Annotated in this window: 24 protein-coding genes and 1 tRNA gene; 12 read left to right on the top strand and 13 right to left on the bottom strand. The window is 67.0% G+C overall.

Annotated features, from left to right (window positions below):
• The 4 genes from ATO3_RS06530 to ATO3_RS06515 are packed head-to-tail and all read left to right on the top strand — an operon-like array spanning window position 1 to window position 2,653.
• Entirely contained in the window at window positions 1–834 is an 834-nt protein-coding gene (locus ATO3_RS06530) for an amino acid ABC transporter permease (RefSeq protein ID WP_088649014.1), read from the top strand.
• Complete coding sequence (locus tag ATO3_RS06525) at window positions 831–1,559, top strand: amino acid ABC transporter ATP-binding protein (protein WP_088649013.1); 729 nt, start codon at window positions 831–833, stop codon at window positions 1,557–1,559. The genes ATO3_RS06530 and ATO3_RS06525 overlap by 4 nt, the downstream gene beginning before the upstream one ends.
• 40 nt (window positions 1,560–1,599) lie before the next feature.
• On the top strand, window positions 1,600–1,926 hold the full coding sequence (locus ATO3_RS06520; protein WP_088649012.1) for a hypothetical protein: 327 nt from the start codon (window positions 1,600–1,602) through the stop codon (window positions 1,924–1,926).
• Between the two features lie 37 nt (window positions 1,927–1,963).
• Window positions 1,964–2,653, top strand: coding sequence for a L,D-transpeptidase (locus ATO3_RS06515; protein WP_088649011.1), 690 nt, complete (start codon window positions 1,964–1,966; stop codon window positions 2,651–2,653).
• Window positions 2,654–2,696: 43 nt separating this feature from the next.
• On the opposite strand, the gene ATO3_RS06510 is transcribed toward ATO3_RS06515, so the two are convergent.
• From ATO3_RS06510 to ATO3_RS06480, 7 genes are all read right to left on the bottom strand, one after another.
• The gene (locus ATO3_RS06510) at window positions 2,697–3,746 is read right to left on the bottom strand and encodes an extracellular solute-binding protein (RefSeq protein WP_088649010.1); all 1,050 of its coding nucleotides are present in this window, start codon (window positions 3,744–3,746) and stop codon (window positions 2,697–2,699) included.
• A gap of 39 nt (window positions 3,747–3,785) precedes the next feature.
• A complete protein-coding gene (locus tag ATO3_RS06505; protein WP_088649009.1) occupies window positions 3,786–4,592 on the bottom strand; it encodes an ABC transporter permease in 807 nt (268 codons plus the stop codon).
• A gap of 1 nt (window position 4,593) precedes the next feature.
• Window positions 4,594–5,517, bottom strand: a complete 924-nt coding sequence (locus ATO3_RS06500; protein ID WP_088649008.1) for an ABC transporter permease — start codon at window positions 5,515–5,517, stop codon at window positions 4,594–4,596.
• Complete coding sequence (locus tag ATO3_RS06495) at window positions 5,517–6,605, bottom strand: ABC transporter ATP-binding protein (RefSeq protein WP_088649007.1); 1,089 nt, start codon at window positions 6,603–6,605, stop codon at window positions 5,517–5,519. Before ATO3_RS06495 ends, ATO3_RS06500 begins: the two co-directional genes overlap by 1 nt.
• A 221-nt stretch (window positions 6,606–6,826) precedes the next feature.
• Window positions 6,827–7,957 carry an acetylornithine deacetylase gene (gene argE / locus ATO3_RS06490; protein WP_088649006.1) on the bottom strand — a complete coding sequence of 377 codons (1,131 nt, stop codon included), beginning with the start codon at window positions 7,955–7,957 and terminating at the stop codon, window positions 6,827–6,829.
• A 115-nt stretch (window positions 7,958–8,072) separates the two neighbouring features.
• Window positions 8,073–8,747: a DUF1028 domain-containing protein gene (locus tag ATO3_RS06485; RefSeq protein WP_088649005.1), complete on the bottom strand. Its 675-nt coding sequence runs from the start codon at window positions 8,745–8,747 to the stop codon at window positions 8,073–8,075.
• A gap of 4 nt (window positions 8,748–8,751) precedes the next feature.
• Window positions 8,752–9,168, bottom strand: coding sequence for a RidA family protein (locus ATO3_RS06480; protein WP_088649004.1), 417 nt, complete (start codon window positions 9,166–9,168; stop codon window positions 8,752–8,754).
• A 192-nt stretch (window positions 9,169–9,360) separates the two neighbouring features.
• Between ATO3_RS06480 and ATO3_RS06475 the strand changes: the two genes are divergently transcribed.
• Together ATO3_RS06475 and ATO3_RS06470 are read left to right on the top strand one after the other, a co-directional pair.
• On the top strand, window positions 9,361–10,632 hold the full coding sequence (locus ATO3_RS06475) for a flavin-containing monooxygenase (protein ID WP_088649358.1): 1,272 nt from the start codon (window positions 9,361–9,363) through the stop codon (window positions 10,630–10,632).
• Window positions 10,633–10,639: 7 nt separating this feature from the next.
• Complete coding sequence (locus tag ATO3_RS06470) at window positions 10,640–11,410, top strand: carbon-nitrogen hydrolase family protein (protein ID WP_088649003.1); 771 nt, start codon at window positions 10,640–10,642, stop codon at window positions 11,408–11,410.
• Between the two features lie 169 nt (window positions 11,411–11,579).
• Here ATO3_RS06470 and ATO3_RS06465 read toward each other — a convergent pair whose 3' ends face one another.
• Window positions 11,580–13,166: a trypsin-like peptidase domain-containing protein gene (locus tag ATO3_RS06465; protein WP_088649002.1), complete on the bottom strand. Its 1,587-nt coding sequence runs from the start codon at window positions 13,164–13,166 to the stop codon at window positions 11,580–11,582.
• Between the two features lie 111 nt (window positions 13,167–13,277).
• Window positions 13,278–14,819 carry a helicase HerA-like domain-containing protein gene (locus ATO3_RS06460; protein ID WP_088649001.1) on the bottom strand — a complete coding sequence of 514 codons (1,542 nt, stop codon included), beginning with the start codon at window positions 14,817–14,819 and terminating at the stop codon, window positions 13,278–13,280.
• Window positions 14,820–15,111: 292 nt separating this feature from the next.
• Between ATO3_RS06460 and ATO3_RS06455 the strand changes: the two genes are divergently transcribed.
• Window positions 15,112–15,459 (top strand): hypothetical protein, encoded by a 348-nt coding sequence (locus tag ATO3_RS06455; protein ID WP_143747237.1) that lies wholly within the window; start codon window positions 15,112–15,114, stop codon window positions 15,457–15,459.
• A 102-nt stretch (window positions 15,460–15,561) separates the two neighbouring features.
• Window positions 15,562–16,914, top strand: a complete 1,353-nt coding sequence (locus tag ATO3_RS06450; protein ID WP_088648999.1) for a PepSY-associated TM helix domain-containing protein — start codon at window positions 15,562–15,564, stop codon at window positions 16,912–16,914.
• A gap of 204 nt (window positions 16,915–17,118) precedes the next feature.
• Here the strand turns inward: ATO3_RS06450 and ATO3_RS06445 are convergent.
• The 4 genes from ATO3_RS06445 to ATO3_RS06430 form a co-directional block, all read right to left on the bottom strand.
• A tRNA-Thr gene (locus ATO3_RS06445) sits at window positions 17,119–17,194 on the bottom strand.
• 99 nt (window positions 17,195–17,293) lie between these two features.
• The gene (locus tag ATO3_RS06440) at window positions 17,294–18,820 is read right to left on the bottom strand and encodes a heme biosynthesis protein HemY (protein ID WP_088648998.1); all 1,527 of its coding nucleotides are present in this window, start codon (window positions 18,818–18,820) and stop codon (window positions 17,294–17,296) included.
• 10 nt (window positions 18,821–18,830) lie between these two features.
• Complete coding sequence (locus tag ATO3_RS06435) at window positions 18,831–20,525, bottom strand: hypothetical protein (RefSeq protein WP_088648997.1); 1,695 nt, start codon at window positions 20,523–20,525, stop codon at window positions 18,831–18,833.
• A 52-nt stretch (window positions 20,526–20,577) separates the two neighbouring features.
• A complete protein-coding gene (locus ATO3_RS06430; protein WP_158217915.1) occupies window positions 20,578–21,288 on the bottom strand; it encodes a uroporphyrinogen-III synthase in 711 nt (236 codons plus the stop codon).
• A 129-nt stretch (window positions 21,289–21,417) separates the two neighbouring features.
• Between ATO3_RS06430 and tsaD the strand changes: the two genes are divergently transcribed.
• Genes tsaD through ATO3_RS06410 form a run of 4 tightly spaced genes read left to right on the top strand, consistent with a single transcriptional unit; the run spans window position 21,418 to window position 24,161 of the window.
• Window positions 21,418–22,515 (top strand): tRNA (adenosine(37)-N6)-threonylcarbamoyltransferase complex transferase subunit TsaD, encoded by a 1,098-nt coding sequence (gene tsaD, locus ATO3_RS06425; protein ID WP_088648995.1) that lies wholly within the window; start codon window positions 21,418–21,420, stop codon window positions 22,513–22,515.
• A complete protein-coding gene (locus tag ATO3_RS06420) occupies window positions 22,512–23,465 on the top strand; it encodes an NAD(P)H-dependent glycerol-3-phosphate dehydrogenase (RefSeq protein WP_088648994.1) in 954 nt (317 codons plus the stop codon). The genes tsaD and ATO3_RS06420 overlap by 4 nt, the downstream gene beginning before the upstream one ends.
• A 4-nt stretch (window positions 23,466–23,469) precedes the next feature.
• Window positions 23,470–23,742 carry a YciI family protein gene (locus ATO3_RS06415; protein ID WP_088648993.1) on the top strand — a complete coding sequence of 91 codons (273 nt, stop codon included), beginning with the start codon at window positions 23,470–23,472 and terminating at the stop codon, window positions 23,740–23,742.
• Complete coding sequence (locus ATO3_RS06410) at window positions 23,742–24,161, top strand: EVE domain-containing protein (protein WP_088648992.1); 420 nt, start codon at window positions 23,742–23,744, stop codon at window positions 24,159–24,161. The genes ATO3_RS06415 and ATO3_RS06410 overlap by 1 nt, the downstream gene beginning before the upstream one ends.
• The last annotated feature ends 67 nt before the right edge of the window (window positions 24,162–24,228 follow it).

The raw sequence follows: 24,228 nt of genomic DNA, 5'->3' as shown, positions 1-24,228 counted from the left end.
ATGAGCCTGCCTCCGCAGGGCGCGGCACCGACCCGCCGCGCCATCTACGAATCCCGCCTGCGCCGCCGGTCCAACCTGATCGCGGCCGGATCCACCGCCGTGATCGTCGCGGCCATCATCCTTCTGGTGCCGCTGGCGCCGGGCTGGGAGGCCGTGAAGAAGAGCTTCTTCAACGGCTCGGTCTTCGCCCGTACCTTCCCCGGTCTTCTCGAAGCCTTCCTGCTGGACATCGCCATCTTCGCCTGGTGCGCGCCGCTGATCGCGGTTCTGGGCCTGGCCATCGCGCTCTGCCGCGACGTGCGCAACCCGGTGCTGTTCCCGCTTCGGGCCTTCGGGGCGCTTTACACGGATATCTTCCGGGGCCTGCCGGTGATCCTGGTGATCTACCTCGTGGGCTTCGGCATTCCCGGTCTGGGCCTGCCACGTCCGTGGAATTCGCCCTATATCTGGGGTTCTCTCGCCCTGATCGTCGTCTATGCCGCCTATGTGGCCGAGGTCATCCGCTCGGGCATCGACAGCATCCACCAAAGCCAGCGCGCTGCCGCGCAGTCGCTGGGCCTGTCGGAGGCCGACACGATGCGCTACGTGATCCTGCCGCAGGCACTGCGCAACGTGGTGCCGGCGAACATGAACCTCTTCATCGCGCTGCAGAAAGACGTGGCGCTGCTGTCCTTCATCGGACCGGTCGAAATCTTCCGCCAGGCCGGTGTCTACAAGTCGCTGATGGCGAATTTCACACCCTATGTGGGCGCCGCGCTGATCTTCCTTGCCGTGACGATCCCCGCCACGCGCTATGCCGATTACCTCATGGCGCGGCAGAGGGGACAGCGATGAGCTTTCTCGACATTCGCGGCGTGACCAAAAGCTTCGGCGACAACCGGGTGATCCGGGGCATCGACCTGTCGGTGGAAAAGGGCGAACTGGTCTGCCTGATCGGCGCCTCGGGGTCGGGCAAATCCACCCTGCTGCGCTGCATCAACCTGCTGGAGCCGGTGGACGACGGCGAGATCGTCCTGGACGGCATCGACATCGCCGAGCCCGGGCTGGATCCGCGCCCGGTGCGGCAGCGGGTGGGGATGGTGTTCCAGTCCTACAACCTCTTCCCGCACATGACGGCCGTTCAGAACGTGATGCTGGCCCCGCGCCGGGTGAAATCCCGGACACCCGCGCAGCTGGAGGAGCCGGTTCGCGCGCTCTTCCGCCGCTTCGGGCTGGAGAGCCACATGGACAAGTATCCCGACGCCCTGTCGGGCGGGCAGCAGCAGCGTGTCGCGATCATCCGCGCGCTCGCGATGGAGCCGGAGATCCTGCTGCTGGACGAGATCACCTCCGCCCTCGATCCCGAGCTGGTGGGCGAGGTGCTGGACGTGCTGCGCCAGCTGCGCAGCGACGGGATGACCATGATGCTCGCCACCCACGAGATGGGGTTCGCCCGCGAGGTGGCCGACAAGGTCTGCTTCCTGAATGAAGGACAGATTCTCGAAAGTGGGACACCCGGGGAAATCTTCACCGCGCCGAAACACGAGCGCACGAGAAGTTTCCTTGCCCGCGTGCTCTGATCCATGGACAGCGGCGCCCGGATGGGGAAAAACATCCCCCATGCGGATCCTCTATCGAAGCCTTTGCGTGCTGCTTGTCGTCATGCTGCTGCCCTGGGGGGCATGGCTTTCGGCCGCGCCGGTGGCGGCCGTGGCCAGGGCGGCCGAGCTGCACGGGATCACCGAGACCCACGAGACCGCCGCACCGACCGGCAAGCGCTGCCGGACCGCGACCCTGCCGGGCACCCATTGCGCGCTGCCCGCGATCCTGCCCGGGGATCCTGGCGCGCTGCGTCCCGACGGCCGCGATCCGCATCACCCTGCCCCGGGCTGGGCGGTGACCGGCCACCAGCCGCAGCCCCCAAGGAGCCCTCCGCGCCCGATCTGACCGGACCCGTACCGTTCAGATCACACAGGAGAAAACCATGTTCACCCGACGCAGCTTCGTCGCCATGGGCGCGGCGACGGCGCTTGGCGCCTGCACGACCGACACCGTCACGCGCAACGCACCGCTGGAACCGGTCATCCCGCCGCTTCCCGCCTTCTACGGCCCCATCATGGACGAGCCCTTCCCGATCCCGGCGGTGCCCGAAGGCGTGGTGCCGCCCCGGCTCTGGCGGCGCGAGGTCGCCAACCCCTGGCCGGATCGCAAACCCGGCACCATCGTCGTCGACCCTGACGCCGCCATCCTGCATTTCGTCGAAACCCGCGATACGGCGATGCGCTACGGCGTCTCGGTCGGCGCGGCGGGCTTCGGCTGGGACGGGATCGCGCGGCTGCAGTTCGCGCGGGAATGGCCGCGCTGGAAGGTGCCCGATACGATGATCGAGCGGCACCCCCACCTGGCCCCCTATTCGGTGGCCAACGGCGGCATGGATCCGGGGCCGGACAACCCGCTGGGCGCCCGTGCGCTGTACCTGTTCGAGAACGGGCGCGATACGCTCTACCGCATCCATGGCGGATGCGAGCCGGAATACCTTGGCAAGGCGGTGTCGTCGGGGTGCATCCGGATGCTGGACCAGGACGTGATCGACCTGCACAAGCGGTCCGTGCACGGGGCGACGGTGATCGTACAGCCGTCGCTGAAGCCCCAGGGGCTGGCCTCGGTCTACTGATGCGCGGTGGTGGCGGGGACGCAGGTCGCCCCCGCCCTTCGGCTTACTTCTTCAGGTTGGTCCAGATCTGGTCATAGACCTCCTGGATCTCCTGCGGGCAGGCCTGCACGAAGACGCCGGGGCCGGCATCGGCCGGCGGGTTGGCCTCGGGCTGGGTCTTCAGCTCGGGGTCGAGGAAGTCTTCCACGCCATCGACGCCCGCCACGTAGCGGGCATAATTGGTGACCGCGGCGATGTTCTCGGGCTCCAGCAGGAAATCCATGAACAACAGCGCGTTCTCGCGGTTCGGCGCGTCCTTCAGCAGCACGACATTGTCCATCCAGACCACGTAGCCCTCTTTCGGGAAGGCGTATTCGATATTCGCCCCTTCCGCGCGCGCGCGGGCGGCAAAGCCGTCCCAGATCTGGCCGACGGCCACGTCGCCCGACACCAGCACTTCCTTGGCGGTGTCCGAGTTGAACGAGGCCCAGTGCGGTTTCGCCGCCTGCACCATCTGGTTCAGCGCCTTCAGCTGGTCGCGGTCGGTGGTGCATTGCGGGATGCCCATGTGCAGCGCGGCCATGGTCAGCACCTCGCCCTGGGTGTCCAGCATGTTGATCTGGCCCGACAGCTCTTCGGGCGGATCGAAGAGGATCGCGGTGGTGTTGATATCGCCGTCATAGACATCGCGGCTGACCGCGAACGAGGTCGAGCCCCACTGATAGGGGATCGAATGCTTGCGGCCCGGATCGAAGGACGGATCGGCCCATTCCTCGGAAATGTTGCCCTTGTTCTTCAGCTCGCCGTCCGCGATCACGTCCAGCATGCCCTCGTTGGTCATGATCTCGACCATGTAATCGCCGGGCACGGCCACGTCATAGGTGCCCATGCCCCCGGCCTTCAGCGCCGCCAGCAGGGATTCGTTGCTGTCATAGGTGTCCATGACGACGTTGACGTCATATTCCTCGGAAAACTTGTCCAGCAATTCCTGCGGGATGTATTCGAACCAGTGATAGATCACCAGGTCGCCCTCGGCCGCCACGGCCCCGGCGCCCAGCGACAGAACGGCCGCCGCGGCCGTCGTCGTCAAAGCCCTCTTCACAATGGATGTCATGTCTGTCTCCCTGTTTTGCTTATGTCTGTCGGGTACTCGTCATTTCGTGGCGTCCCGGCGGCTGACCAGCCAGGACAGCGTGACCATCACCACCGAGATGCCCAGCAGCATGGTCGAGATCGCCATGATATTCGGTTTGATCCCCTGTTTCACCGCGCCGAAGATCGCTGTCGGCAGGGTTTCGACCCCCGCGCCCTTCACGAAGTTGGTGATGATGAAATCGTCCAGCGACACGATGAAGGCCAAAAGGAAGCCCGACACGATCCCCGGCGTCATCAGCGGCAGCAGCACCCGGCGGAAGGCCAGCGTCCTGGTCGCATAAAGGTCCATCGCGGCCTGTTCATAGGTCGCTTCGATCCCCTGCATCCGGGCGGAAATCGGCAGGTAGGCGAAGGGGATGCAGAAGGCGATATGCGCCAGCAGGATGGTCAGCAGGCCGCGGTCGAAGCCGATCGCGTTGAAGAAGATCAGCGTGGCGACCGCCGTCACGATCTCGGGCACCATCAGGGGCAGCGACACCAGCCCGAAGGACACCGTGCGCAGCCGGAACCGCCCGCCGCGCAGGATCGCGGTGGCGGCCAGCGTGGCGATGCATGTCGCCACCGTCGCGGCGATGATCGCGATGATAAAGCTGTTGCGCGCGGCGTATTTGAACTTCTCCGAATCCGGCCCGGTGAAGACATCGACGTACCAGCGCAGCGAGACACCGTCCCAGTTGGTGATCGAGGGCGAGGCGTTGAAGCTGTAGATCGTCACGATCACCAGCGGCGCATAAAGGATCGCGAGGCAGAACAGCGTGACCGCGCGAAAGCCGGGAAAGACCCTCAGATCGTATTTCGCGGCCATCTCAGCGCGCCTCCTGCCGGCCCTGCTGCCGGGCGGAAAACAGCAGGATGATCAGCACCAGCGTCAGCAGGATCATCGAGGCCGCCGCACCGAAGGGCCAGTTGCCGGCGTTGCCCTTGAACTGCTCTTCGATCAGCGACCCGATCATGAAGTTCCGTGCCCCGCCCAGCAGGTCCGGCGCCAGGAAGGACCCCAGCGACGGCACGAAGACCAGGATGCAGCCCGCCACGATCCCCGGCTTCACCGCCGGCAGCAGGATCCGGCGCAGCACGGTCCAGCGCGGCGCGTAAAGATCGGCGGCCGCCTCGGACAGGCTGAAGTTGTAGCGTTCGACCGCGGCATAGATCGGCAGCACCATGAACGGCAGGTAGGAATAGAACAGCCCCAGCTGCACGGCGAGGTTTGTGTTCACGATATGCAGCGGTTCCGAGATCACGCCGATGCCCAGCAGCGCCTCGTTCAGCGGACCGTTGTCGCGCAGCAGGAATTTCATCGACACGGTGCGGATCAGCAGGTTCACCCAATAGGGGATCGTCACCAGGAACACCCAGATCGGCCTTTGGCGCGGCGCGCGGGTCGCGATGAAACAGGCGGTGGGAAAGCCGATCGCCAGGCTCAGCAGCGTCGCCACCCCGGCCTGCCAGATCGAGCGCCAGAAGATCAGGATATAGGTCCATTCGATGCGGGGCGGTTCGTCCCCGAACAGACCCCGGTTGAAGAAGAACTGGTCATAGGCCTCCCAGGAAAACTCCCAGATCACGCCGCCGCGGAATTCCTTCGTCAGGAAGGAATAGACCAGCATGATGCCCACCGGCGCCACCACCAGGATCAGCAGCGTCGCCCAGGCCGGCAGCAGCAGCCAGACCCGCGCGCCGGCATAGGTATCGCTTTGCGACGACCCGCCGGATGCCGCGCCGCCCGCCATCAGTCGGTCAGGAGGCGCGCGGCCCCCTGCTCCATGTTCAGGAAGACACCGGCGCCGGGTTCAAAGATCCGCGCGCGGCCCCGGTCGGAGTTCGAGGTGCGGATGCGGAATTCCTCGCCTCCGGCCAGGTCGACGATGGTGGTGATGTCGGTGCCGACGAAGATGTTCTCGCGCACGGTGGCCTTCAGGCTCTCGACCCCCGGCTGCGCCGCCACGATCACACGTTCGGGCCGCAGCGACAGGTGCACCCTGGCCCCCCGCGCCACTCCGGCCGAGGCATCGCAGGTCAGCGTCTGCCCCCCGGGCAGGTGACAGGCGGCCCGCCCGCCCTGAACCTCGTCCACGGTGACGGGCAACAGGTTGGTTTCGCCGATGAAATCCGCGACGAAGGTGTTGCGCGGCTGTTCATAGATCTCGCGCGCGTCACCGAGCTGCTGCAATTCGCCCGACGACATCACCGCGATGCGGTCGGACATGGTCAGCGCCTCTTCCTGGTCGTGGGTCACGAAGATGAAGGTGATGCCGGTGTCGCGCTGGATGTGCTTCAGCTCGATCTGCATCGCCTTGCGCAGCTTCAGGTCCAGCGCCGACAGCGGCTCGTCCAGCAGCAGCACCTTGGGCCGGGGCGCCAGCGCCCGGGCCAGCGCCACCCGCTGCTGCTGCCCGCCGGACAGCTGCGCGGGCTTGCGCGCGGCGAATTGCGACAGCTGAACCATCTCCAGCGCCTCGCCGGCGCGCTTGCGGACCTCCTGCATCGGGTGGCCAAGCATTTCCAGCCCGAAGCCCACGTTCTCCAGCACCGACATGTGCGGGAACAGGGCGTAGTTCTGGAACACCGTGTTGATCGGGCGCTTGTGCGGCGGCAGCTTCTCGATCTCTTCCCCGAACAGAAAGATCGCGCCCTCGGTCACGTCCTCGAAGCCGGCGATCATCCGCAGAAGCGTGGTCTTGCCGCAGCCGGAGGGGCCCAGGAGGGTGAAGAATTCATTGTCCCGGATCGACAGGGAGACGCTGTGCAGCGCGGTGAAATCGCCGTATCGCTTGACCGCGTCGCGGATGTCGATCGCATCGGTGGTTGAGGTGTTCAAACGTCTGCCTGCCAGCTGCTGCCTGTGTTCCGGACAGTGTCCAGCCGCATCCCGCACCCCTGATCGCGCGATGCGACGGGGGCCTTGCGGCAGCGATGGCCAAATGCCCAGGCACTTGCGTGGCAGGCCTGACGCCGTCTGTCACCCTTCAGGCGGCAGGCTCCGCTGCATGACAGGGCAGTCCTGCCTGTTTATTAGGCAAACCGCCCGCGCGACTCGCGTCATGCGAGCGTGTCGAGCAGCCGGTCCAGCATCCGCTCGCAGGCCTCCAGCTGCGCGCGGTCGATGTATTCGTCGGGCTTGTGCCCCTGCCCTTCCATCGATCCCGGCCCGCAGACCACGGTGGGAATCCCCAGCGCATCGAAGAACCCCGCCTCGGTTCCGAAGGCGACCTTGGTCAGGCTTTGCGTCTGCGCCAGCCGCTGCACCAGGGTTGTGACGGGCGCATCCGGCGCGGTGTCGAGCCCGGGATAGGCGGTGAGCGTCTCAAGCTCGATCCGCGCGCCGTGGCGCTGCGCGGTCTCGTCGACAAGGCGTTCGATCCGGGCGAGCAGGTCCCCGGGCCGGTCGGCGGCGAGGTGGCGGAATTCGAAGGTCAGCGCGGCCCGGTCCGGCACGATGTTCAGCGCGGTGCCGCCCGACAGTATCCCGGCATGCACCGTGCTGAAGGGCACCGCGTAGTCGGTATCGCGCGCGCCGGTTTCGGCCAGTTCGTCCTGCAGCCCGCGCAGGCCCAGCACCAGGTCGGCTGCCGGATGCAAGGCATTGGTAAAGCACGGCGCCAGCGCCGAATGCCCGGCCTCGCCATGGCAGATCGCGCGCAGCGCCTGCTTGCCCTTGTGACCGATCGCGACCTCCATGTTCGTGGGCTCGCCGACGATACAGGCGCGCGGTTGCCCCAGCGCCGGGGTTAGCGCGTCGATCATCTGCGCGATGCCGACACAGCCGATTTCCTCATCGTAGGAGATCGCCAGTTTCAGCGGCTCCCTCAGCTGTCTTTTCGAGGCCCGGTCGGCCACGGACAGCATGGCGGCGAGGAAGCCTTTCATGTCCGTGGTGCCGCGCCCGTAAAGCCTGTCGCCCTCGGTGGTCAGGCGAAAGGGATCGCGGGTCCAGTCCTGTCCCTCCACCGGAACCACATCGGTATGGGCCGACAGCAGCACGCCGTCGCCCGGCGGCCCGATGGCGGCAAAAAGTCCGGCCTTTTTGTGTCTCATATCTGGGACACGCGTGACGCAGAAGCCGCGATCCTTCAGGTAGCCTTCGATGAAATCAATCAAATCGAGGTTAGATTTCGCACTAACAGTGTCAAAGGCGATCAAACGCTTCAGAATCGAGAGTGTCTCATTCATGGGACAATTCCGTGTATTGATCCGATCACGCCGGCGCCGCCGCCTCTGCCTTCATCGCGCCTTGGCGGGAGCATCCGCCTGGCACGCACGCCTGCCAGCCGTCGGGACGGCCCGGTCACTCGTCGCCGGGCACGCCGTAGGACGGCGCCGCGCGCGGGTCCAGCGCGCGTTGGACATAGGCGTCCAGCTGGGGCTTGTAGACCTGCCATGCGGTTGCGACGGTCTCGATCGGGCACTCCTCGGTCCAGTCGCAGCGCAGGTCGGCGACCGGCCAGGCGACCTTGTCGACCAGCATCATGCCCGCCGAATGCACCGGCCCGGCCTCGCCCCCAGCGGCAAGGCCTGCGCGCATGGCGGCGATCAGCCGGTCGCCCAGATGGCCGGTCGACCCGACAAAGCCCTCCACGATGGCCGCCGGCACCCCGTCATTGGCCAAAAGGTTCCCGCCCGAAGCGACGTCCCGGCCTTCGGCCTGGGTCCAGATGCCCAGGGAATTGGGGCCCGAGTGAATCGCGGTGTTCCCGGCAGGATCGACGGCAAGCACCTGGCGATACTCGATGAATTTGCCCCGGCGCTGCACCTCGGCGATGGCTTCGGGCGCCGACAGGCCGCCCTGCATCAGGTCCAGCGTCAACGGTCCCAGCGTCGGGTCGGTCACGTTCTGCGACGCGACCGCCCCAACACCCGCCCGCGCATAGGCGCAGCGCGCGGCCACGGCCGGCGAGGAGGAGGAAATGGCGACGCCGAACATTCCGGTCCGGGCACAGCGGGCGACAAGCGAGAAGGTCATCGGCTCAGTCCGGGATCACGGCGGTGCCGTCGATTTCCACCAGCCATTCGGGCCGGGCCAGCGCCTGCACGACAAGCCCGGTCGAGACCGGGTGCACCCCCTGGATATATTCGCCCATGGTCCGGTAGACGGCCTCACGGTGGCGTACGTCGGTGATGTAGACGACGACCTTCACCAGGTGCTCCATGCTGCCGCCGGCCTCTTCGATCAGCTGGCGGATGTTCTGCATCACCTTGTGGGTCTGTTCGACCGGATCGTGGCTGTCGATGTTCTTTGCATCGTCAAGGTTCTGCGGACATTGCCCGCGCAGCCAGACGGTGCGGCCGCCGCGGGTCACCACCGCCTGGGCCAGGTCGTTGTCGAGCGATTGCTCGGGGTAGGTGTCGCGCGTGTTGAACGGGCGGATGCGCTCGTGGGCCATGGGATCTCCTGTCGTTGCGCCGGGTCGCAGCATCTGCGCAGGCTGCGTGGCGGGCAAGCCTGTTGTTTCTTTCCGCAGAACAGAAGTACGCCAAGGGACCCTGGCCATAAACCAGCCATGGCGCCCCTATTAACGGGTTTCGGCCAAGCGGTCCGCTCGCTTAGTCTGCTGTCCAGGGTGCGTACAGAGAGGATCGGAATGGAAAAGACGGATACGGTCGTTGTCGGCGGCGGGCAGGCAGGCGTCGCGATGAGCGAACATCTGGGTGCGCTTGGCATCCCGCACCTGGTGCTGGAACGGCATCGCATCGCCGAACGCTGGCGGTCCGAACGCTGGGATTCGCTGGTGGCCAACGGACCGGCCTGGCATGACCGGTTCCCGGGGATGACATTCCCCTGCGGCCCCGATGACTTTCCCGACAAGGACAGCGTGGCGGATTACTTCGTCGCCTATGCGAAACAGATCAACGCGCCGCTGCGCACCGGGGTCGAGGTGACGCGGGTCAGCCGGCTGGACGGGCGGCGCGGCTTTCGGGTGGAAACCTCGGACGGTGAGATCGAGGCGCGCCACGTGGTGGCGGCGACCGGCCCGTTCCAGCGCCCGGTGATCCCGCCGATCATCCCCGCCGACGCGCCGGTCTTCCAGATGCATTCCAATTCCTACCACAACCCCGGCCAGCTGCTCGAGGGCGGCGTGCTGGTGGTGGGCGCCGGATCGTCGGGCGTGCAGATCGCCGAAGAGCTGATGACCGCCGGGCGCGATGTCTACCTGTCGGTCGGGCCGCATGACCGCCCGCCGCGCAGCTATCGCGGCCGCGATTTCGTCTGGTGGCTGGGGGTTCTGGGCAAGTGGAACGCCGACACGCCGGCCCCGGGGACCGACCATGTGACAATCGCCGTCAGCGGCGCCGACGGCGGCAAGACCGTCGACATGCGCAAGCTGGCGCACCGGGGCATGACCCTGGTCGGCATGACGGCGGGCTATGAGAACGGCACGCTGCGCTTTGCCCCGGATCTGCGCGAGAACATCCTGAACGGCGACGCAAATTACCTCTCGGTCCTCGACGAGGCGGACGCCTATGTCGCCGCCAACGGGCTGGACCTGCCCGAAGAGCCCGAGGCGCGGGTGATCCCCGGGGATCCCGACTGCGTGAGCACGCCCATTCGGGCGCTGGACCTGGCCAGGCAAGGCATCACCACGGTGCTTTGGGCGACGGGCTACGCGGTGGATTACGGCTGGCTCAAGGCCGACACTTTCGACGACAAGGGCCGCCCGCTGCATCAGCGCGGCGTCTCGCGCGAAGCGGGGATCTATTTCGTCGGACTGCCCTGGCAGACGCGGCGGGGGTCGTCCTTTATCTGGGGGGTCTGGCACGATGCGAAGTTCATCGCCGACCAGATTGCCATTCAGCGCGGATACATGGAGTATCACGCCGATGCGGCCAAGATGACCGCCGACGCATGAGGTCCCCATGAAGATCGCCCTGTACCAGAGCCCGACCACCGATGGCGACGAGGACGCCGCCTTTGACCGGGTCGGCCGGATGCTGGGCGCAGCCGCTCTGGCGGGGGCGGGGATGGCGGTCTTCCCCGAACTGTACCTGCCCGGCTACAACCGCCCCGATCTTCACCCCGCCCGCGCCCAGGTGCAGGGTGGCCCGTGGGAGGAGCGGCTGGCCGGGCTCGCGCGCGAGGCGGGCTGCGGGCTGGCCATCGGCTGGGCCGAACGCGACGGCGAGGCGGTGTACAACGTCGCCAGCTGCTACGACGCGACGGGCCGCAAGCTGGCCCATCACCGCAAGCTGCAGCTGTTCGGGCCGATGGAGAAGGGCGTCTTTCAGCCCGGCGACCGCTATTCCATCTTCGATCTGGGCGATCGCAGGGCCGCGCTGCTGATCTGCTATGACGTGGAATTCGCCCATCATGTCAGGGCCTTGCACGAGGCCGGCGTCGATCTGCTGCTGGTGCCCACGGCCAATCCGGCCGGCTTCGGCGTGGTCAACGACGCGCTGGTGCCGGCGCGGGCCTATGAATACCGGATGACGGTGGTCTATGCCAATTACCACGGCGACGAGGCCGGGTTGGCCTTTGGCGGCGGGTCGGTCATCGTCGGGCCGGACGGCCAGCCGCTGGCACGTGCCGGGACCGGGGAAAGCCTGCTGGTCTGCGACCTGGCGGGGCTTTCGGTGCTCGATCCCGGCATACTCAGCACACAGGATCAGGACCGGCGCGAGATCGGCTGACAGCGCGCCGGCGGCGTGCCCTGGCAATCCCGACCACCCGTTTCATGTGAAGAGGATGATCGCGCGACGGCAAGTCCCGTGTCACCGTTGCCGTCATCGGGGTGGAGGCCTTTGCGGAACGTTTTCGGGATGCAGCATGCCAGGGTCAAGGCATGTGGGCAGATCCGGATCAGTCGAAGCTGTCGGCCAGAAGCTGATGCAGCAACGTGACCGGCACGCCGATGTTCGACCCGCCGAATTCCGGCAGAATGGCCGCGTTCACCGCGATCACCCGGCCCCTGTCGTCCAGGACAGGCCCTCCGCTACCGCCTGACGTTGTCTCGGCGTCATAGATGACAGCGCCTGAATTGACCTGTGCGACGATGCCCCGGCTTGCCAGTGGCTGAACGAAACCTTGCTCGGCAAGCCGAGCGGCCATGGACCAGAAATCGGTGTTGCCGCTGTCCTCGACGGCCTTCAGGAAATCCGGTCCCGCCTGGGCCAGCAACGCCCTGAGCCCGGTTGGATAGCCGATGAGAACGACCTCGGTTCCGGCTCCGGGCAGGTCATCCGCAAGCGCAAGGCCGACACCGTTTGCCAGCGGCCTGTCCAGCGTGAGGATGGCAAGGTCGGCCGTGTCGCTGACCGTTTCCAGCACGGCCGCGTTCGGCCTGGGCGTATCGGGCAGGTACACCAGCAGTTTCAGCATTTCGGGCTCCAGCCCCCCGGCGGCAAAGGCCCGCATCCTGTCGCTGCTGCGCCACGGCTGGGCCACATGCCGGTTCGTGACCAGATGCGGGCCCTCGGCAATCAGGAACCCCGTGCCGGTGAACTGGAATTCAAGCGGTGCACCGGTTCCGTCCGGTGAAATCTGAGGTTGCCCGAAGGGGGTCATCAGGGGCTGGCCATCGGCGCCAAGAACATGACGAAGGAGCTTGCCGCTTTCCTGGTGGCGCAGCCCGTATGCCCCCTGCAGGAAGGCGACCGAGTTTGCAGAGGCCCGTATTATGCGCGCCGAGGCGCCGGACTGCCGTTCCAGTTCGGACAGGCGGTCCGCATTCGTTGTCAGCCGGGCGTCGAGCTCTGCGCGAAGGCCTGCCAGGTCGTCCGGGGTCAGCGCGTCCTGGGCGGTCTGCGCCAGGATGGTCGAGATCGCCTCGATCCGGAGCGCTTCCTGCCGCATGGCTTCTTCGAAACGGCGGTCATTGGCATAGAGCAGATAGCCGAAGCCAGCGAGAAGCCCGATACTGAGGATGACCGACACTCGGAAGAACAGCGTCGTATGCCACAGAACCCGCCGTCCCCCATCAAGCAGGGCGAAGGATGCGCGTCGGCCCAGCGGCCGGCGACTGGACCGCGCATAGGCCACCGCGTCGCCCACGATGTCGTCGATCGTCCAGTGGCGCGGAAAGGAGCGGTTGCAAAGCCGGAACCGGCACATGGGGCCGTGTTCTCCGAATTCGATCATGTCGCCATGCATCAGATGTGCCGCCTGGACCCTGCGCCCGTTGACCCAGATATCCGCATCGCCAAGGGCTTCCAGCCAGTAACTGGCCTCTGACAGCGTCAGGCGGGCAAGGGCGACCGGAACGGGATCCGTTTCCTCGGGGGTGGTCAGCTGCAGTGAACGCGCGTCGTCGACCGAGGCGATCAGCTCATCATCCAGAAGCCACGTGGTCTCGCCCCGCGTCGGCCCTGTCAGGCTTTCAAGAAAGGCGTGCGGACCGTGTCGGGCTGGCCTTGGGGCCTGCTGCGATAGGGATGATGGGCTGTCCATTCTTCGGCAACTGCCCTCCGTTGAATCGTCGATGGGCGGGGTGTGATGATACGGGTTGGACGCATGCTGGTCCACACTCCGGTGCCGGCCCCGGGAGTCGCCGCCGCCGCCTCACCGCGCCCGAAACAGACCTCCGAGAATGCCGCGCACGATGCGGCGGCCGGTGGTGCCTTTGAGCTCCTTGATCACCACCGAGCCGATCGCCGCACCAAGGCTCTCACCCGTTTGCGAACGCACGGAGGAGGAGCGGGACACGCGCGTGCCGGTGTAACGCCGGGCAGCGCGAAACTCGCGCTCGCTCTCCTCAAGCTGGTCTTCCCCGGTCTCGGCCCGTTCGGCGGCGACAGCGGCACGCTCCGCCCGCTCGGCGAGGATCTCGTAGGCGGACTCGCGGTCGAAGACCTGCTCGTATTTCCCTGCGACAGGCGACGCGGCGATGACACGCGCGCGCGCCTCCGCGTCCAGCGGCCCAAGCTGTGAGGATGGCGGACGGATCAGCGTCCGCTGGACCACGCCCGGCACGCCCTTTTCCTCAAGAAGCGAGGTGACCGCCTCGCCGACGCCGACGTCGCGGATTGCGGCCTCGGTGTCGAAGGCCGGGTTCTCGCGGTAGGTTTCGGCTGCCTGCTTCAGCGCCTTGCGATCGCGTGCCGTGAAGGCGCGGAGCGCGTGTTGCACCCGGTTTCCCAACTGCCCGAGCACATCCTCGGGCACGTCGGCCGGGTTCTGCGTGACGAAGTAGACCCCAACCCCCTTGGACCGGATCAGGCGCGCCACCTGCTCGACCTTGTCGACAAGAGCCTTCGGCGCGCCGTCGAAGAGCAGATGCGCCTCGTCGAAAAAGAAGACGAGCTTCGGCTTGTCGGGATCGCCGACCTCGGGCAGCTCCTCGAACAATTCGCTCAGCAGCCAGAGGAGGAAGGTCGCGTAGAGGCGCGGGCTTGTCATCAGCGTGTCTGCAGCGAGGATGTTGATCCGCCCGCGGCCGTCCTGATCGTTCCGCATGATGTCGGACAGGTCGAGAGCAGGCTCCCCGAAAAGCCGGGCGCCCCCCTGGTTTTCAAGCACCAGAAGCCGCCGCTGGATCGCGCCGATCGAGGCCGGGGAAACGTTGCCGTAGCGCAGCGACAGCTCGGCGCGGTGCTCGCCGACCCAGATCAGCAGCGCCTGGAAGTCCTTCAGGTCGAGAAGCGGCAGCCCCTGTTCGTCCGAAAGGCGGAAGGCGATGTTAACGATACCTTCCTGCGCTTCGGTCAGATCCATCAGGCGGGAAAGAAGAAGCGGCCCCATCTCTGCGACCGTCGTACGCACCGGGTGGCCCTGCACGCCGAAGAGGTCCCAGAACGTGACCGGAAACCCCTCGTAGCGATAGGCATCGAAGCCGATCCTGGCGGCGCGCTTGGTGAAAGCCTCGTGCAGCTTGACGTCCTCCCGGCCCGGCGCGGCGAGGCCGGACAGATCGCCCTTCACGTCCGACAGAAAGACCGGCACACCCGCGGCAGAGAAGCCTTCGGCGAGGATCTGGAGGGTGACGGTCTTGCCGGTGCCCGTCGCGCCGGCGACAAGACCATGGCGATTGGCATAGTCGAGCCGAAGGAACTGCGGGTTGCCATAGCTCGCACCGCCACCGCCCACGAATAGCCTGCCGTCCATGGGGCGCCTCCTTATTCCTGGTAAATTCCCCTCGACGTTACCCGCGTTCTGTCGTGATGGAAGCAAAATACCGGCGGCCCGGTCCGGCGGTGGCCAGAACGGGTGCACGGGCTGCCAGGGCGCAATGCGGCGGCCGGGCGCCTCGGCCTGCCGGTCACAGCGGAAGACACAGCGCCTTTGGGCTTTGTCTGGCGTACGTCCGACGGATGATGCCGGACCTCACGTTTGTTCCCCTGATCTCCTTCTGAAATCATTCGCTTACCATTGACCCCGGCATGTGCGAAAAGGCGGCATGTGTCGGCGGATTGTCCTTGGTGGGTTGCTTGCTCTCGGCGTGCTTGTCGCATTGTCGAGCGCGATCTCTGCCGCCCTCATGGCGCCCGAACGCGGCGCGGTCCAGCGAGAGGTCCATGCCCTGATCTATGGCGGGGATCTTGTGGATCTATGCGGGGAAGAGGCGCGGCACGACCACCGCTGCCCACTTTGCCATGGCCTGCCCGATGCGCCCGAAATCCGCCTCGCAGTGCGGACCTTCCTGCTGGAACCGCATGACGCCTGGGGGCAGAGCGACGATCTTCATCGCGCCGCCCAGGCGCGCAACATCTGCCACTCCACCCGGGCTCCGCCGATCTCCGTCTGACGGCCCTGCGCCGTCCTCTTTCCGAACCGCGCCGGTGCGGGCGACCTGCACCGCGATCTATCTTCATGCCCGGCCAGGCGCCGGGTCAATCGGATGTGTCTCATGACGGAACAAACCTCTCGCGCGGCCTCTGCCGCGATCTATCGCGCCGTGTGGCGCTGGCACTTCATCGCGGGACTTGTGATCCTGCCCTTCGTGCTGATCCTCGCGATCACCGGCGGCATCTATCTCTTCAAGGACGAGATCAACGACGCCGCCCATTCCCGCCTGCGTCTTGTCACGCCCGCCTCGGTCCAGATGGCCGCCGCTTCGGTGCTTGCCGCCGCCGCGCTTGAGGCCCATCCCGGCGAGATCAGGTCATACAGCCCGCCAGCCGGTGCCGACCGCAGCGCCGAGGTCGACATTCTCGGACCCGACGGGCTCAAGAACACCGTCTACGTCGATCCCTACTCGGCCGAGGTGCTCGGGACGCTCTGGGATGCCGGCGCGGCGGGAAGCCCGGCGATGTACGTCGTCCGGAAACTGCATTCGCTGGAATATGTCGGCTGGTTCGGCAACCGGCTGATCGAGATGGCCGCCGGCTGGATGGTGCTGCTTGTGGCCTCGGGGATCTATCTTTGGTGGCCCCGCGGAAAGGGGCTTGGAACGGTCAGCATCAAGGCCAGCCGCGGGCGTCCCTGGTGGCGCGACCTGCACGCGGTGACGGGCCTATATACCGGCGTCTTCATCGTTTTCCTTGCAATGACCGGGCTGCCCTGGTCCGGCGTCTGGGGCGGCAAGTTCTACGATATCGCCAACGAACTGGGCCTCGGCATGCCCGAGGGCTACTGGTCCGGCCTGCCGGCGTCGACGGTCCCGCTTGCGGATGCCACGGACCGGGCGCCCTGGATCATCGAGCAACAGCCCGTCCCGCTGTCCGGCGCCGCATCCGGGGTGCCGCAGACCCTGGACCAGGTGATCGCGACCGTTGAAAAGCGGGGCATCGTGCCGGGCTATGCCGTGTCGATGCCGAAGGGGCCCGAGGGCGTGTTCACCGCCTCCGTCTATCCGGACGACATCACCTACGAGCGTGTGATCCACCTGGACCAGTACAGCGGCGAGGTGCTTTACGATGCCGGGCTTTCCGATCTCGGCACGCTGGGACGTTGGGCCGAATGGGGGATTTCCGTCCATATGGGGCAGGAATGGGGGCTGGCGAACCAGGTCGTGCTGTTGCTGGCCTGTATCGCCATGATCGGCCTGAGCGTGTCCGGCGCAACCATGTGGTGGAAGCGCCGCCCCTCGGGTGCGCTTGGCGTGCCGGAGGTCCCGGCCGACCTGCGCATTCCCCGGACCCTCTTGCTGATGGCGCTCGCCGCGGGGGTGTTTTTTCCGCTCGTCGGCCTGTCGATGCTGGTGCTGGTGACGGTCGAGCTCGCGGTCTACCTGGGCAGGCGTCGAAAGCACCTGGCCTGACCCATGGCACGGCGCCGGCATTGACCGGCGCCTGCTTGCGGGCGTGTCGGGCAGGATGGTGAAGTCGCGGGCAAGGATGTTGCTGACGGTTGCCGAGCGAAGGGCGCGATGCCCAAGGCTGACGTCCGCGTGGTGTCCTCATCCGGGCACCGAGCTCTGTCTATGACAGTTTTCAAATTATAAACAGGAATTACCTGATATAAGTGGTGCCGCTGAAGGGACTCGAACCCCCGACCCCATCATTACGAATGACGTGCTCTACCAGCTGAGCTACAGCGGCGCCGGTCGGTGAACCGCAGGCGGTTCGGCGACCTCCACGATGACATGGGCATGTCATCGTGGGGGGCGCATTAGCACCTTGGGCGCATGGGGGAAAGAGTTATTTTCGGGTCGGATCGGGCTCCACCGTCTCGCCTTCGGTCGGGGGCACGACATCCGGCCGCGGGGGGACGTCGGTGGCGGTGACTTCGGTCTCCATCACCGGGTCGGCCGCCGGTTCCATCGGAGGCGTAACCGGCGCGGGCGGCGTGTCCTCGCCCACGATCAGGGGCAGCATGTTCTCGCCCTCGGCCCCCGCGACGGCGTCATGCGGCGCCTCGCGCCAGCTGAGAGTGTCGAAGGCCCCGCAGTTGGAACAGATCGGCATCCAGCCCTTGTGGACCTGCGAGCAGCTGTCGCAGACCCAGCGCGTGCCGCGCGGCGCGGTGACGGCCTTGCCCAGCCAGGCGCGCACCTCGGCTTCCGGCGCGCCGAGGCCACGTTCGATCGCCGCCATCATGGTCAGCACGCGCACCGTCGGCTTGGTTTCGACCAGATCGCCAAGGGCGCGGCGGGCGGCGGGGAAATCCTCGGCCGCGATCAGCAGTTCGGCGGCGAGCATCCTGGTTTCCGGATCGTCCGGGTTCACGTCGGTCAGGGCCTTGAAGCGTTCGACCCGTTCGGCGGCGGTTTCCTCCGGCGCGATCTCGGCGAAGGCGGCGGCAAGGTCGGGGTGCGGATGCACGCCCCAGGTCTTCTTCAGGATCCGGGCAGCGTATTTGCCGTTGCCCTGGCCGATATAGGTGCGCGCGGCCATGACGGCGGCGGGGATCAGGTCGGGCGACTTCTTGTTCGCCGTGATCGCCGCCTCGCGCCGTTCGATGGGCGTGTCGTCGTCCAGGATATCCTGCGCCTCGGACAGGGCCAGCACGGCCTCGCGCCGGGTGTAGACGTCACGCGGCAGGGCACCGGATTTCAGCTTGGCGTTCAGCGTGTTGCGCGCGCCCTTCCAGTCATGCGCCTCGGCCTGAAGCCGCAGCAGGATGTCCTGCACCTCTTCATGGCGCGGCTTAAGCTCGAACGCCTTTTCGGCCAGCTTCAGCGCGGTTTCCTTGTCGTCCTCGGCCAGCTTCTGTTTCAGGATGCCGCGCACGCCCACGAAACGCGTGTCCTTGTCGGTCAGCAGCTTCTTGTAGGCATCGGCGGCCAGCTGGGTATCGCCCGCCATCTCAGCGGCCTGGGCGGTGATGATATTGGTGATCTCGGGCTTGGACAGCAGCTTCTCGGCCTTCTGCGCCTTGGAGATCGCCACCTTGCCCTCGCCCCCGGCAAGCGCCATCAGGCTTTCCGACAGGGCGCGGTAGCCGCGGCGTTCGCGCGACCGGTCGAAATACCGCGACAGGGCGGTTTCATCGCCGGACAGGAAGCGCAGCAGCGCCACCACGAAGGAGGCGACCTTCAGCACGATCCACAGGCCGACCATCAGGATCAGCAGGGCGATGACGGATTCGAGCGGCCCGAAGGTGTATTCGATCCCGGCGATGGTGACCTGCACCCCGCCTTCGGTTTCGATGAGGTAGGACGCCCCGAGACCCAGCGCCGCGATGATGGCGACGAAGATCAGAACCTTGATAAGTGACCAGAGCATGGGGGATCCTTCAGTTCGTGTTCAGGGCTGCGGCGACGTCGTTCAGCGCGACCAGCGCATCGCGCCGTTCCGTCGCCTGCGCGACCCAGTCGGTCATGGCATCTGCGGCGGGCTCGGGCAGGGCCTGCAATTCGGTCAGGGCCGTGGTGATGTCCTGCCGCTGCAACGCGGCCTCGGCCCGGCTGAGGATGGCGTCGGCATCGTCGCCCTCCTTCGGGCTGGTGGAGCGGGCGCCCAGTTCCCGTTGCAGGAACGCGCCGATGCCCTTGGTGCTTTCCGGGTCGGCCCGGCGCGCGGCATCCAGCGCGTCGCGCGCGGCCGGCGGGAATTCGGACATCAACGAACCCAGCGTGGCCACGCCCTCCTCCGCCGGGGCCGACAGGCCTTCGGGGATGTCGAGGCCGGCCTCGCGGATCGGCTCCAGCTTGTCGGCATAGGCGACGCCGTCGTCCAGCGCACCGCGCACGATGGCAATCGCCGATTGCGCGGCGGCCACGACCTGGGCGCGGTTGGCCTGTTCCTGGATCTGCGCGGTCTGTTCCGACACCACCTTGGCGTCGTCGACCATCGACTGCGCCTCGGCCAGCATGGCGTCGATCCGGGCGCGTTCCTCGTCCACGAGGCTTTGCATCCGGTCGCTCTGCTCGGCCATCAGCGCATCGAATTCCTCGCGCACCGTGTCGCGTTCGTCGGCAAGATCGCGGCGCACGCCGTCAAGCTCGCGTTCGTAGGCGGCGATGGCATCGTCCGACAGGTTTTCGGCAATGGGACGCTTTTCCAGGTTCGAGACACGGACATCCAGCGAGTCGAGCCGCGTCGTCAGGTTCTCGATCCCCTGCGCGGCCTCGGCGCGGGCGGCTTCGATACTGTCCTGAACCGCGGTGATGTCGTCACCCAGGGCCGAGATGCCGTTTTCCAGCGGCGACAGGTCGGGCAGCTGGATATTGTCGACGGCACTTTGCACATCCGCGATCTGCGTCGACAGGCCGTCCACCCGGCCGGACAGGTCGGTGACCTGCTGACCGGTCGTGGTCAGCTGTTCGCCCTGGCTGGTGGTGGTGTCCTCGAGCGTGGCGATCGGGCCGGCGTAATCGGGTTGCTGCAGCGATGGCGGCAGGCTGGACTCGATGTTGTCGGGCAGGCCGTAGCGCGCGGCGCCAAAGCCCAGCACCGCGGCGATCACGCCCCCGAGGAAGACGGGGAAGAACCCGCGCTTTTGCACCACGGTCTTTTCCACGACCTTCTCGGTCGGTTCGGACGGGGTGGGCGCGGGTTCGGGCGCCGTTTCGCTCTCGGGCTCGGATTTCAGGTCCTCGTCGGTGACGAGGATCGGCTCCGCCGGGGGCAGGTCGTCATAGGTTTCGTCGGTCGCGGGATCGGTTTTGTCATCCGAAGCGGTGTCGGTGGTGTCGTCCGGTACAGTGTCCAGCGTGTCTTCCGACAGGGTGTCGTCGGAGGTGTCGGGCGTCTCCGGGTCGGTGACTTTGTCGTCAGTCCGGCTCTCGTCGCGGATCTCTTCGAACTCGGCATCCACGATATCGGGATCTTTCGGTTTCGCACCGCCCTCGACCGCCTCGGGACCGCTGTCGGTCTCGCTGCCGGATCTGCCGTCCGACGTATCCTCCCAGGGGCCTCCGCTCTTCCCGTCCGTCGTCTTTTTGTCGGGAATCTCGGCGCCCTGGTTTTCGTCTTTTTTGTCAGCCAATGGTGCTTCCCCGTCGATTCTCTATTATCGCAGTGCCCTGCCTGAAAGAATATTAGTGCTCGCCTGCATACCCCTCAACCCGACAAAGGCCGAGGGCGAGGGCATTTAGTGCCGCATCCATCTCCTCCCGCCCGGGCGATTCGCAGATATGCAGGCTGGCCGTGTCAAACCCGTGAAACGCCTCGGCGACGGCTGAACTGAGTGCGACGACGTGCAAAGGCGCAAGCGGTTTAAGGTTGGCTACCAGAAGCCGGGCGCTGCGCGGTGAAAAAACAGGCAGAATGACCGGATCGGCGCCATTCAGCGCATCACGGGCCCGTGAAGAGAGCGGCTGCGCGACCTGGTCGTAGATCACCGCCTCTGTCGTGGGCAGCCCGGCGCGTGTCAGCCGCCCGGCAATGTCGCCGCGCGCATGGGTGCCGCGAAGGTGCAGCAGCGGCGTCTCCGGCGGATGGCGGGACAGGGTTTCAACCAGCTCGTCGGCGGTCAGTCCGGCACAGGTCGCCGGCCATCCGTTGGCGCGCGCGGCCTGCGCGGTTGCCTCCCCGACGGCGAAAACCGGCAAATCCCGCAGCAGATCCTGCCGCGCGGCCTCGGCCACGCCATGGGCGGAGGTAAAGATCAGCCCGGCGGCCTCTGCCGGCGGCTGCACCGCGCGCCCCTCGATCCGCATGACCGGAGAGATCACGACCCGCAGCCCGGGACAATCGATCCGTGCGGCGAGCGCCTCGGACGCCTCCTGCGGGCGGGTCAGAAGCAGCACGGGGCGGCGGCCCGATCCGGTCGCTGCGTCCTGTCCGTCTGTCGGGCCAGCCACGGCTCCGGATCTGGCGGGATTGTTTGCCACGGGCCCGAGTGTTACCTGCCGGGTGTTCCCGATGCAACGGACGCCATGACCCAAGCCCCGCTTACCCTTCTTGGTCTTGAAAGCAGCTGCGACGATACCGCGGCCGCCGTGGTGCGCCAGGATGCGAAGGGCGTGTCGATCCTGTCCTCCGTCGTGCATGGCCAGGCCGAGATGCATGCCGATTTCGGCGGCGTCGTCCCCGAGATCGCCGCCCGCGCCCATGCCGAAAAGCTGGACCTCTGCGTGATCGAGGCGCTGGACCAGGCCGGGCTTGACCTGCGTGACCTGGACGCGGTGGCGGTGACGGCCGGGCCCGGGCTGATCGGCGGGGTGATGGCCGGGGTGATGATGGCCAAGGGCATCGCGCTTGGCGCCGGGCTGCCTCTGGTCGGGGTGAACCACCTGGCCGGCCATGCGCTGACGCCGCGGCTGACCGACGGGCTGGCCTATCCCTACCTGATGTTGCTGGTCTCCGGCGGACATTGCCAGTTCCTGGTGGTGCGCGGGGCGGAGGATTTCTCGCGCCTGGGCGGCACGATCGACGATGCGCCGGGCGAGGCGTTCGACAAATCCGCGCGGCTGCTGGGCCTGCCCCAGCCTGGCGGGCCCTCGGTCGAGGCCGAGGCCGCGAAGGGGGATGCGAAGCGTTTCGCCTTCCCGCGTCCGCTGCTGGACCGTCCCGATTGCAACCTGTCGTTTTCCGGGCTGAAGACCGCGTTGCTGCGCGCGCGCGACGGGATCGTGGCCGAAAAGGGCGGGCTGACCCGGGCCGATCGGGCCGACCTCTGCGCCGGATTCCAGGCCGCCGTGGCCGATGTGCTGGCGGAAAAGACCCGCCGCGCGCTGCGCATCTACCTTGAAGAGGCGCCCGGGACCCCGGCCCTCGCGGTGGCCGGTGGCGTGGCGGCGAACCAGCGGATCCGCGCCGCGCTGGAAGATGTCGCGGCCGAGGCCGGCGCGGTCTTCACCGCCCCGCCGCTGCGGCTGTGTACCGACAACGCGGCGATGATCGCCTATGCCGGGCTGGAAAGGTTCGGCGCGGGGCAGCGCGACGGGATGGACCTGTCGGCGCGCCCGCGCTGGCCGCTGGACATGTCGCGCCCCGGGCTGGTGGGCGGCGGGCGCAAGGGAGCCAAGGCATGATCGGCGTCATGGGCGGCGGCGCCTTCGGGACGGCGCTGGCCGTGGCGCTCTGCGGATCGCGGGATGTCGTCCTCTGGGCGCGGTCCGACGCGGCGGTCGAGGCGATGCGCGTGACGCGCCGGAATGCCGATCACCTGCCGGGCGTCGACCTGCCCGAACGGCTGCGCGTGACCTCGGACACCGCCGATCTGGCGGGCTGCGACGTGGTGCTGCTGTCCGTGCCGATGCAGAAATTGCGCGGATTGCTGGCCGACCATGGCGCCGCAATTGCCCATGCCCGCCCCGTCGCCTGCTGCAAGGGGATCGAGCTGGAGACCGGCCTTGGCCCGCACGAGGTGATCGAGGCGCAATTGCCCGGCCGCTCCCCTGCCCTGCTGACCGGCCCCAGCTTTGCCGCCGATATCGCGCGCGGCCTGCCGACCGCCTTGACACTGGCCGCCGATATTGACGCGCAGGCTCTGCAGGCGCAGCTGTCGACCCCGGTGCTGCGGCTGTACCGGACCGACGACCTGACGGGTGCCGCGATGGGCGGCGCGCTGAAGAACGTGATGGCCATCGCCTGCGCGGCCGCCATCGGCGGGGGCCTGGGCGACAGCGCCCGCGCCGCGCTGATGACACGCGGCTATGCCGAGATGACGCGCTATGCCACCGCCCACGGCGCCCGGGCCGAAACGCTGGCCGGGCTGTCGGGCCTTGGTGACCTGGCGCTGACCTGCATGTCCGAAGGCTCGCGCAACTACCGTCTTGGCCTTGCCATCGGCGCGGGCAAGGGGTTTGATCCGGCCGGAACCGTCGAAGGCGCGGCCACCGCCCGGGCCGTCGCGGGCGTCGCGGTCCGGCGCGGAATCGACATGCCGATCACGCAGGGGGTCACCGCCCTGCTGGACGGGACAGAGACGCTTGGCGGCGTGATGGACAGGCTCCTCGCGCGGCCGTTGAAAGAGGAATAAACCAATGCTCATCGCCCTTTACGCCAAGGACAAGCCCGGCGCGCTGCAGGTCCGCAAGGACAACCGTGACGCGCACCTGGCCTATATCAAGGAAACCGGCGCCGTCGCGATGGCCGGCCCGCTTCTGGACGAGGCCGGCGGGATGTGCGGCTCGCTCGTGGTGCTCGACCTGCCCGACATGGCCGCCGCCGAAGCCTGGGCCGAAGGCGACCCCTATGCCAAGGCCGGGCTTTTTGCCTCTGTCGAGCTGACCGCCTGGAACAAGGTCATCGGCTGATGGCCTACTGGCTCTTCAAATCCGAACCCTCAACCTGGGGTTGGGCTGACCAGGTCGCCAAGGGCGAGACGGGCGAGGAATGGGATGGCGTGCGCAACTACCAGGCCCGCAATTTCATGAGAGAGATGAGGCTGGGGGATCTCGGCTTCTTCTACCATTCGCAGAAGGAAAAGGCGGTGGTCGGCATCGTCGAGGTCTGCGCCGAGGCGCATCCCGACAGCACGACCGACGATGACCGCTGGGACTGCGTGGACATCAAGGCGGTCAAGCCGGTGAAGACCCCCGTGACGCTGGACATGATCAAGGCAGAGCCGGGGCTGGACGACATGATCCTGGTGAAGAACTCGCGCCTTTCGGTGCAGCCGGTGTCGGAAGAGGAATGGCAGATCATCTGCCGCATGGCCGGGGTTTCGGCCTGACCGTCGCACGGGTCTGAGCGCTGCCCGTGTCCCGGTGCACGGGCGCCGGTTCAACTCTGCCGTGCAG

The sequence above is a fragment of the Marinibacterium profundimaris genome (assembly GCF_002210095.1).
GTDB classification, from domain to species: domain Bacteria; phylum Pseudomonadota; class Alphaproteobacteria; order Rhodobacterales; family Rhodobacteraceae; genus Marinibacterium; species Marinibacterium profundimaris.
The sequence above is the reverse complement of the archived record's forward strand: the minus strand, read 5'-3'. Positions and strand labels throughout refer to the sequence as shown.

Bases quoted from the DNA above. Each gene is read 5' to 3' on its own strand.
- ATO3_RS06410 (WP_088648992.1), top strand. From the start codon at position 23,742: ATGGCCTACTGGCTCTTCAAATCCGAACCCTCAACCTGGGGTTGGGCT.
- ATO3_RS06420 (WP_088648994.1), top strand. From the start codon at position 22,512: ATGATCGGCGTCATGGGCGGCGGCGCCTTCGGGACGGCGCTGGCCGTG.
- ATO3_RS06460 (WP_088649001.1), bottom strand. From the start codon at position 14,819: ATGGACGGCAGGCTATTCGTGGGCGGTGGCGGTGCGAGCTATGGCAAC.
- ATO3_RS06500 (WP_088649008.1), bottom strand. From the start codon at position 5,517: ATGGCGGGCGGCGCGGCATCCGGCGGGTCGTCGCAAAGCGATACCTAT.
- argE (WP_088649006.1), bottom strand. From the start codon at position 7,957: ATGAATGAGACACTCTCGATTCTGAAGCGTTTGATCGCCTTTGACACT.
- ATO3_RS06415 (WP_088648993.1), top strand. From the start codon at position 23,470: ATGCTCATCGCCCTTTACGCCAAGGACAAGCCCGGCGCGCTGCAGGTC.
- ATO3_RS06510 (WP_088649010.1), bottom strand. From the start codon at position 3,746: ATGACATCCATTGTGAAGAGGGCTTTGACGACGACGGCCGCGGCGGCC.
- ATO3_RS06520 (WP_088649012.1), top strand. From the start codon at position 1,600: ATGCGGATCCTCTATCGAAGCCTTTGCGTGCTGCTTGTCGTCATGCTG.
- ATO3_RS06485 (WP_088649005.1), bottom strand. From the start codon at position 8,747: ATGACCTTCTCGCTTGTCGCCCGCTGTGCCCGGACCGGAATGTTCGGC.
- ATO3_RS06515 (WP_088649011.1), top strand. From the start codon at position 1,964: ATGTTCACCCGACGCAGCTTCGTCGCCATGGGCGCGGCGACGGCGCTT.
- ATO3_RS06505 (WP_088649009.1), bottom strand. From the start codon at position 4,592: ATGGCCGCGAAATACGATCTGAGGGTCTTTCCCGGCTTTCGCGCGGTC.
- ATO3_RS06525 (WP_088649013.1), top strand. From the start codon at position 831: ATGAGCTTTCTCGACATTCGCGGCGTGACCAAAAGCTTCGGCGACAAC.
- ATO3_RS06470 (WP_088649003.1), top strand. From the start codon at position 10,640: ATGAAGATCGCCCTGTACCAGAGCCCGACCACCGATGGCGACGAGGAC.
- ATO3_RS06455 (WP_143747237.1), top strand. From the start codon at position 15,112: ATGTGTCGGCGGATTGTCCTTGGTGGGTTGCTTGCTCTCGGCGTGCTT.
- ATO3_RS06465 (WP_088649002.1), bottom strand. From the start codon at position 13,166: ATGGACAGCCCATCATCCCTATCGCAGCAGGCCCCAAGGCCAGCCCGA.
- tsaD (WP_088648995.1), top strand. From the start codon at position 21,418: ATGACCCAAGCCCCGCTTACCCTTCTTGGTCTTGAAAGCAGCTGCGAC.
- ATO3_RS06530 (WP_088649014.1), top strand. From the start codon at position 1: ATGAGCCTGCCTCCGCAGGGCGCGGCACCGACCCGCCGCGCCATCTAC.
- ATO3_RS06480 (WP_088649004.1), bottom strand. From the start codon at position 9,168: ATGGCCCACGAGCGCATCCGCCCGTTCAACACGCGCGACACCTACCCC.
- ATO3_RS06450 (WP_088648999.1), top strand. From the start codon at position 15,562: ATGACGGAACAAACCTCTCGCGCGGCCTCTGCCGCGATCTATCGCGCC.
- ATO3_RS06440 (WP_088648998.1), bottom strand. From the start codon at position 18,820: ATGCTCTGGTCACTTATCAAGGTTCTGATCTTCGTCGCCATCATCGCG.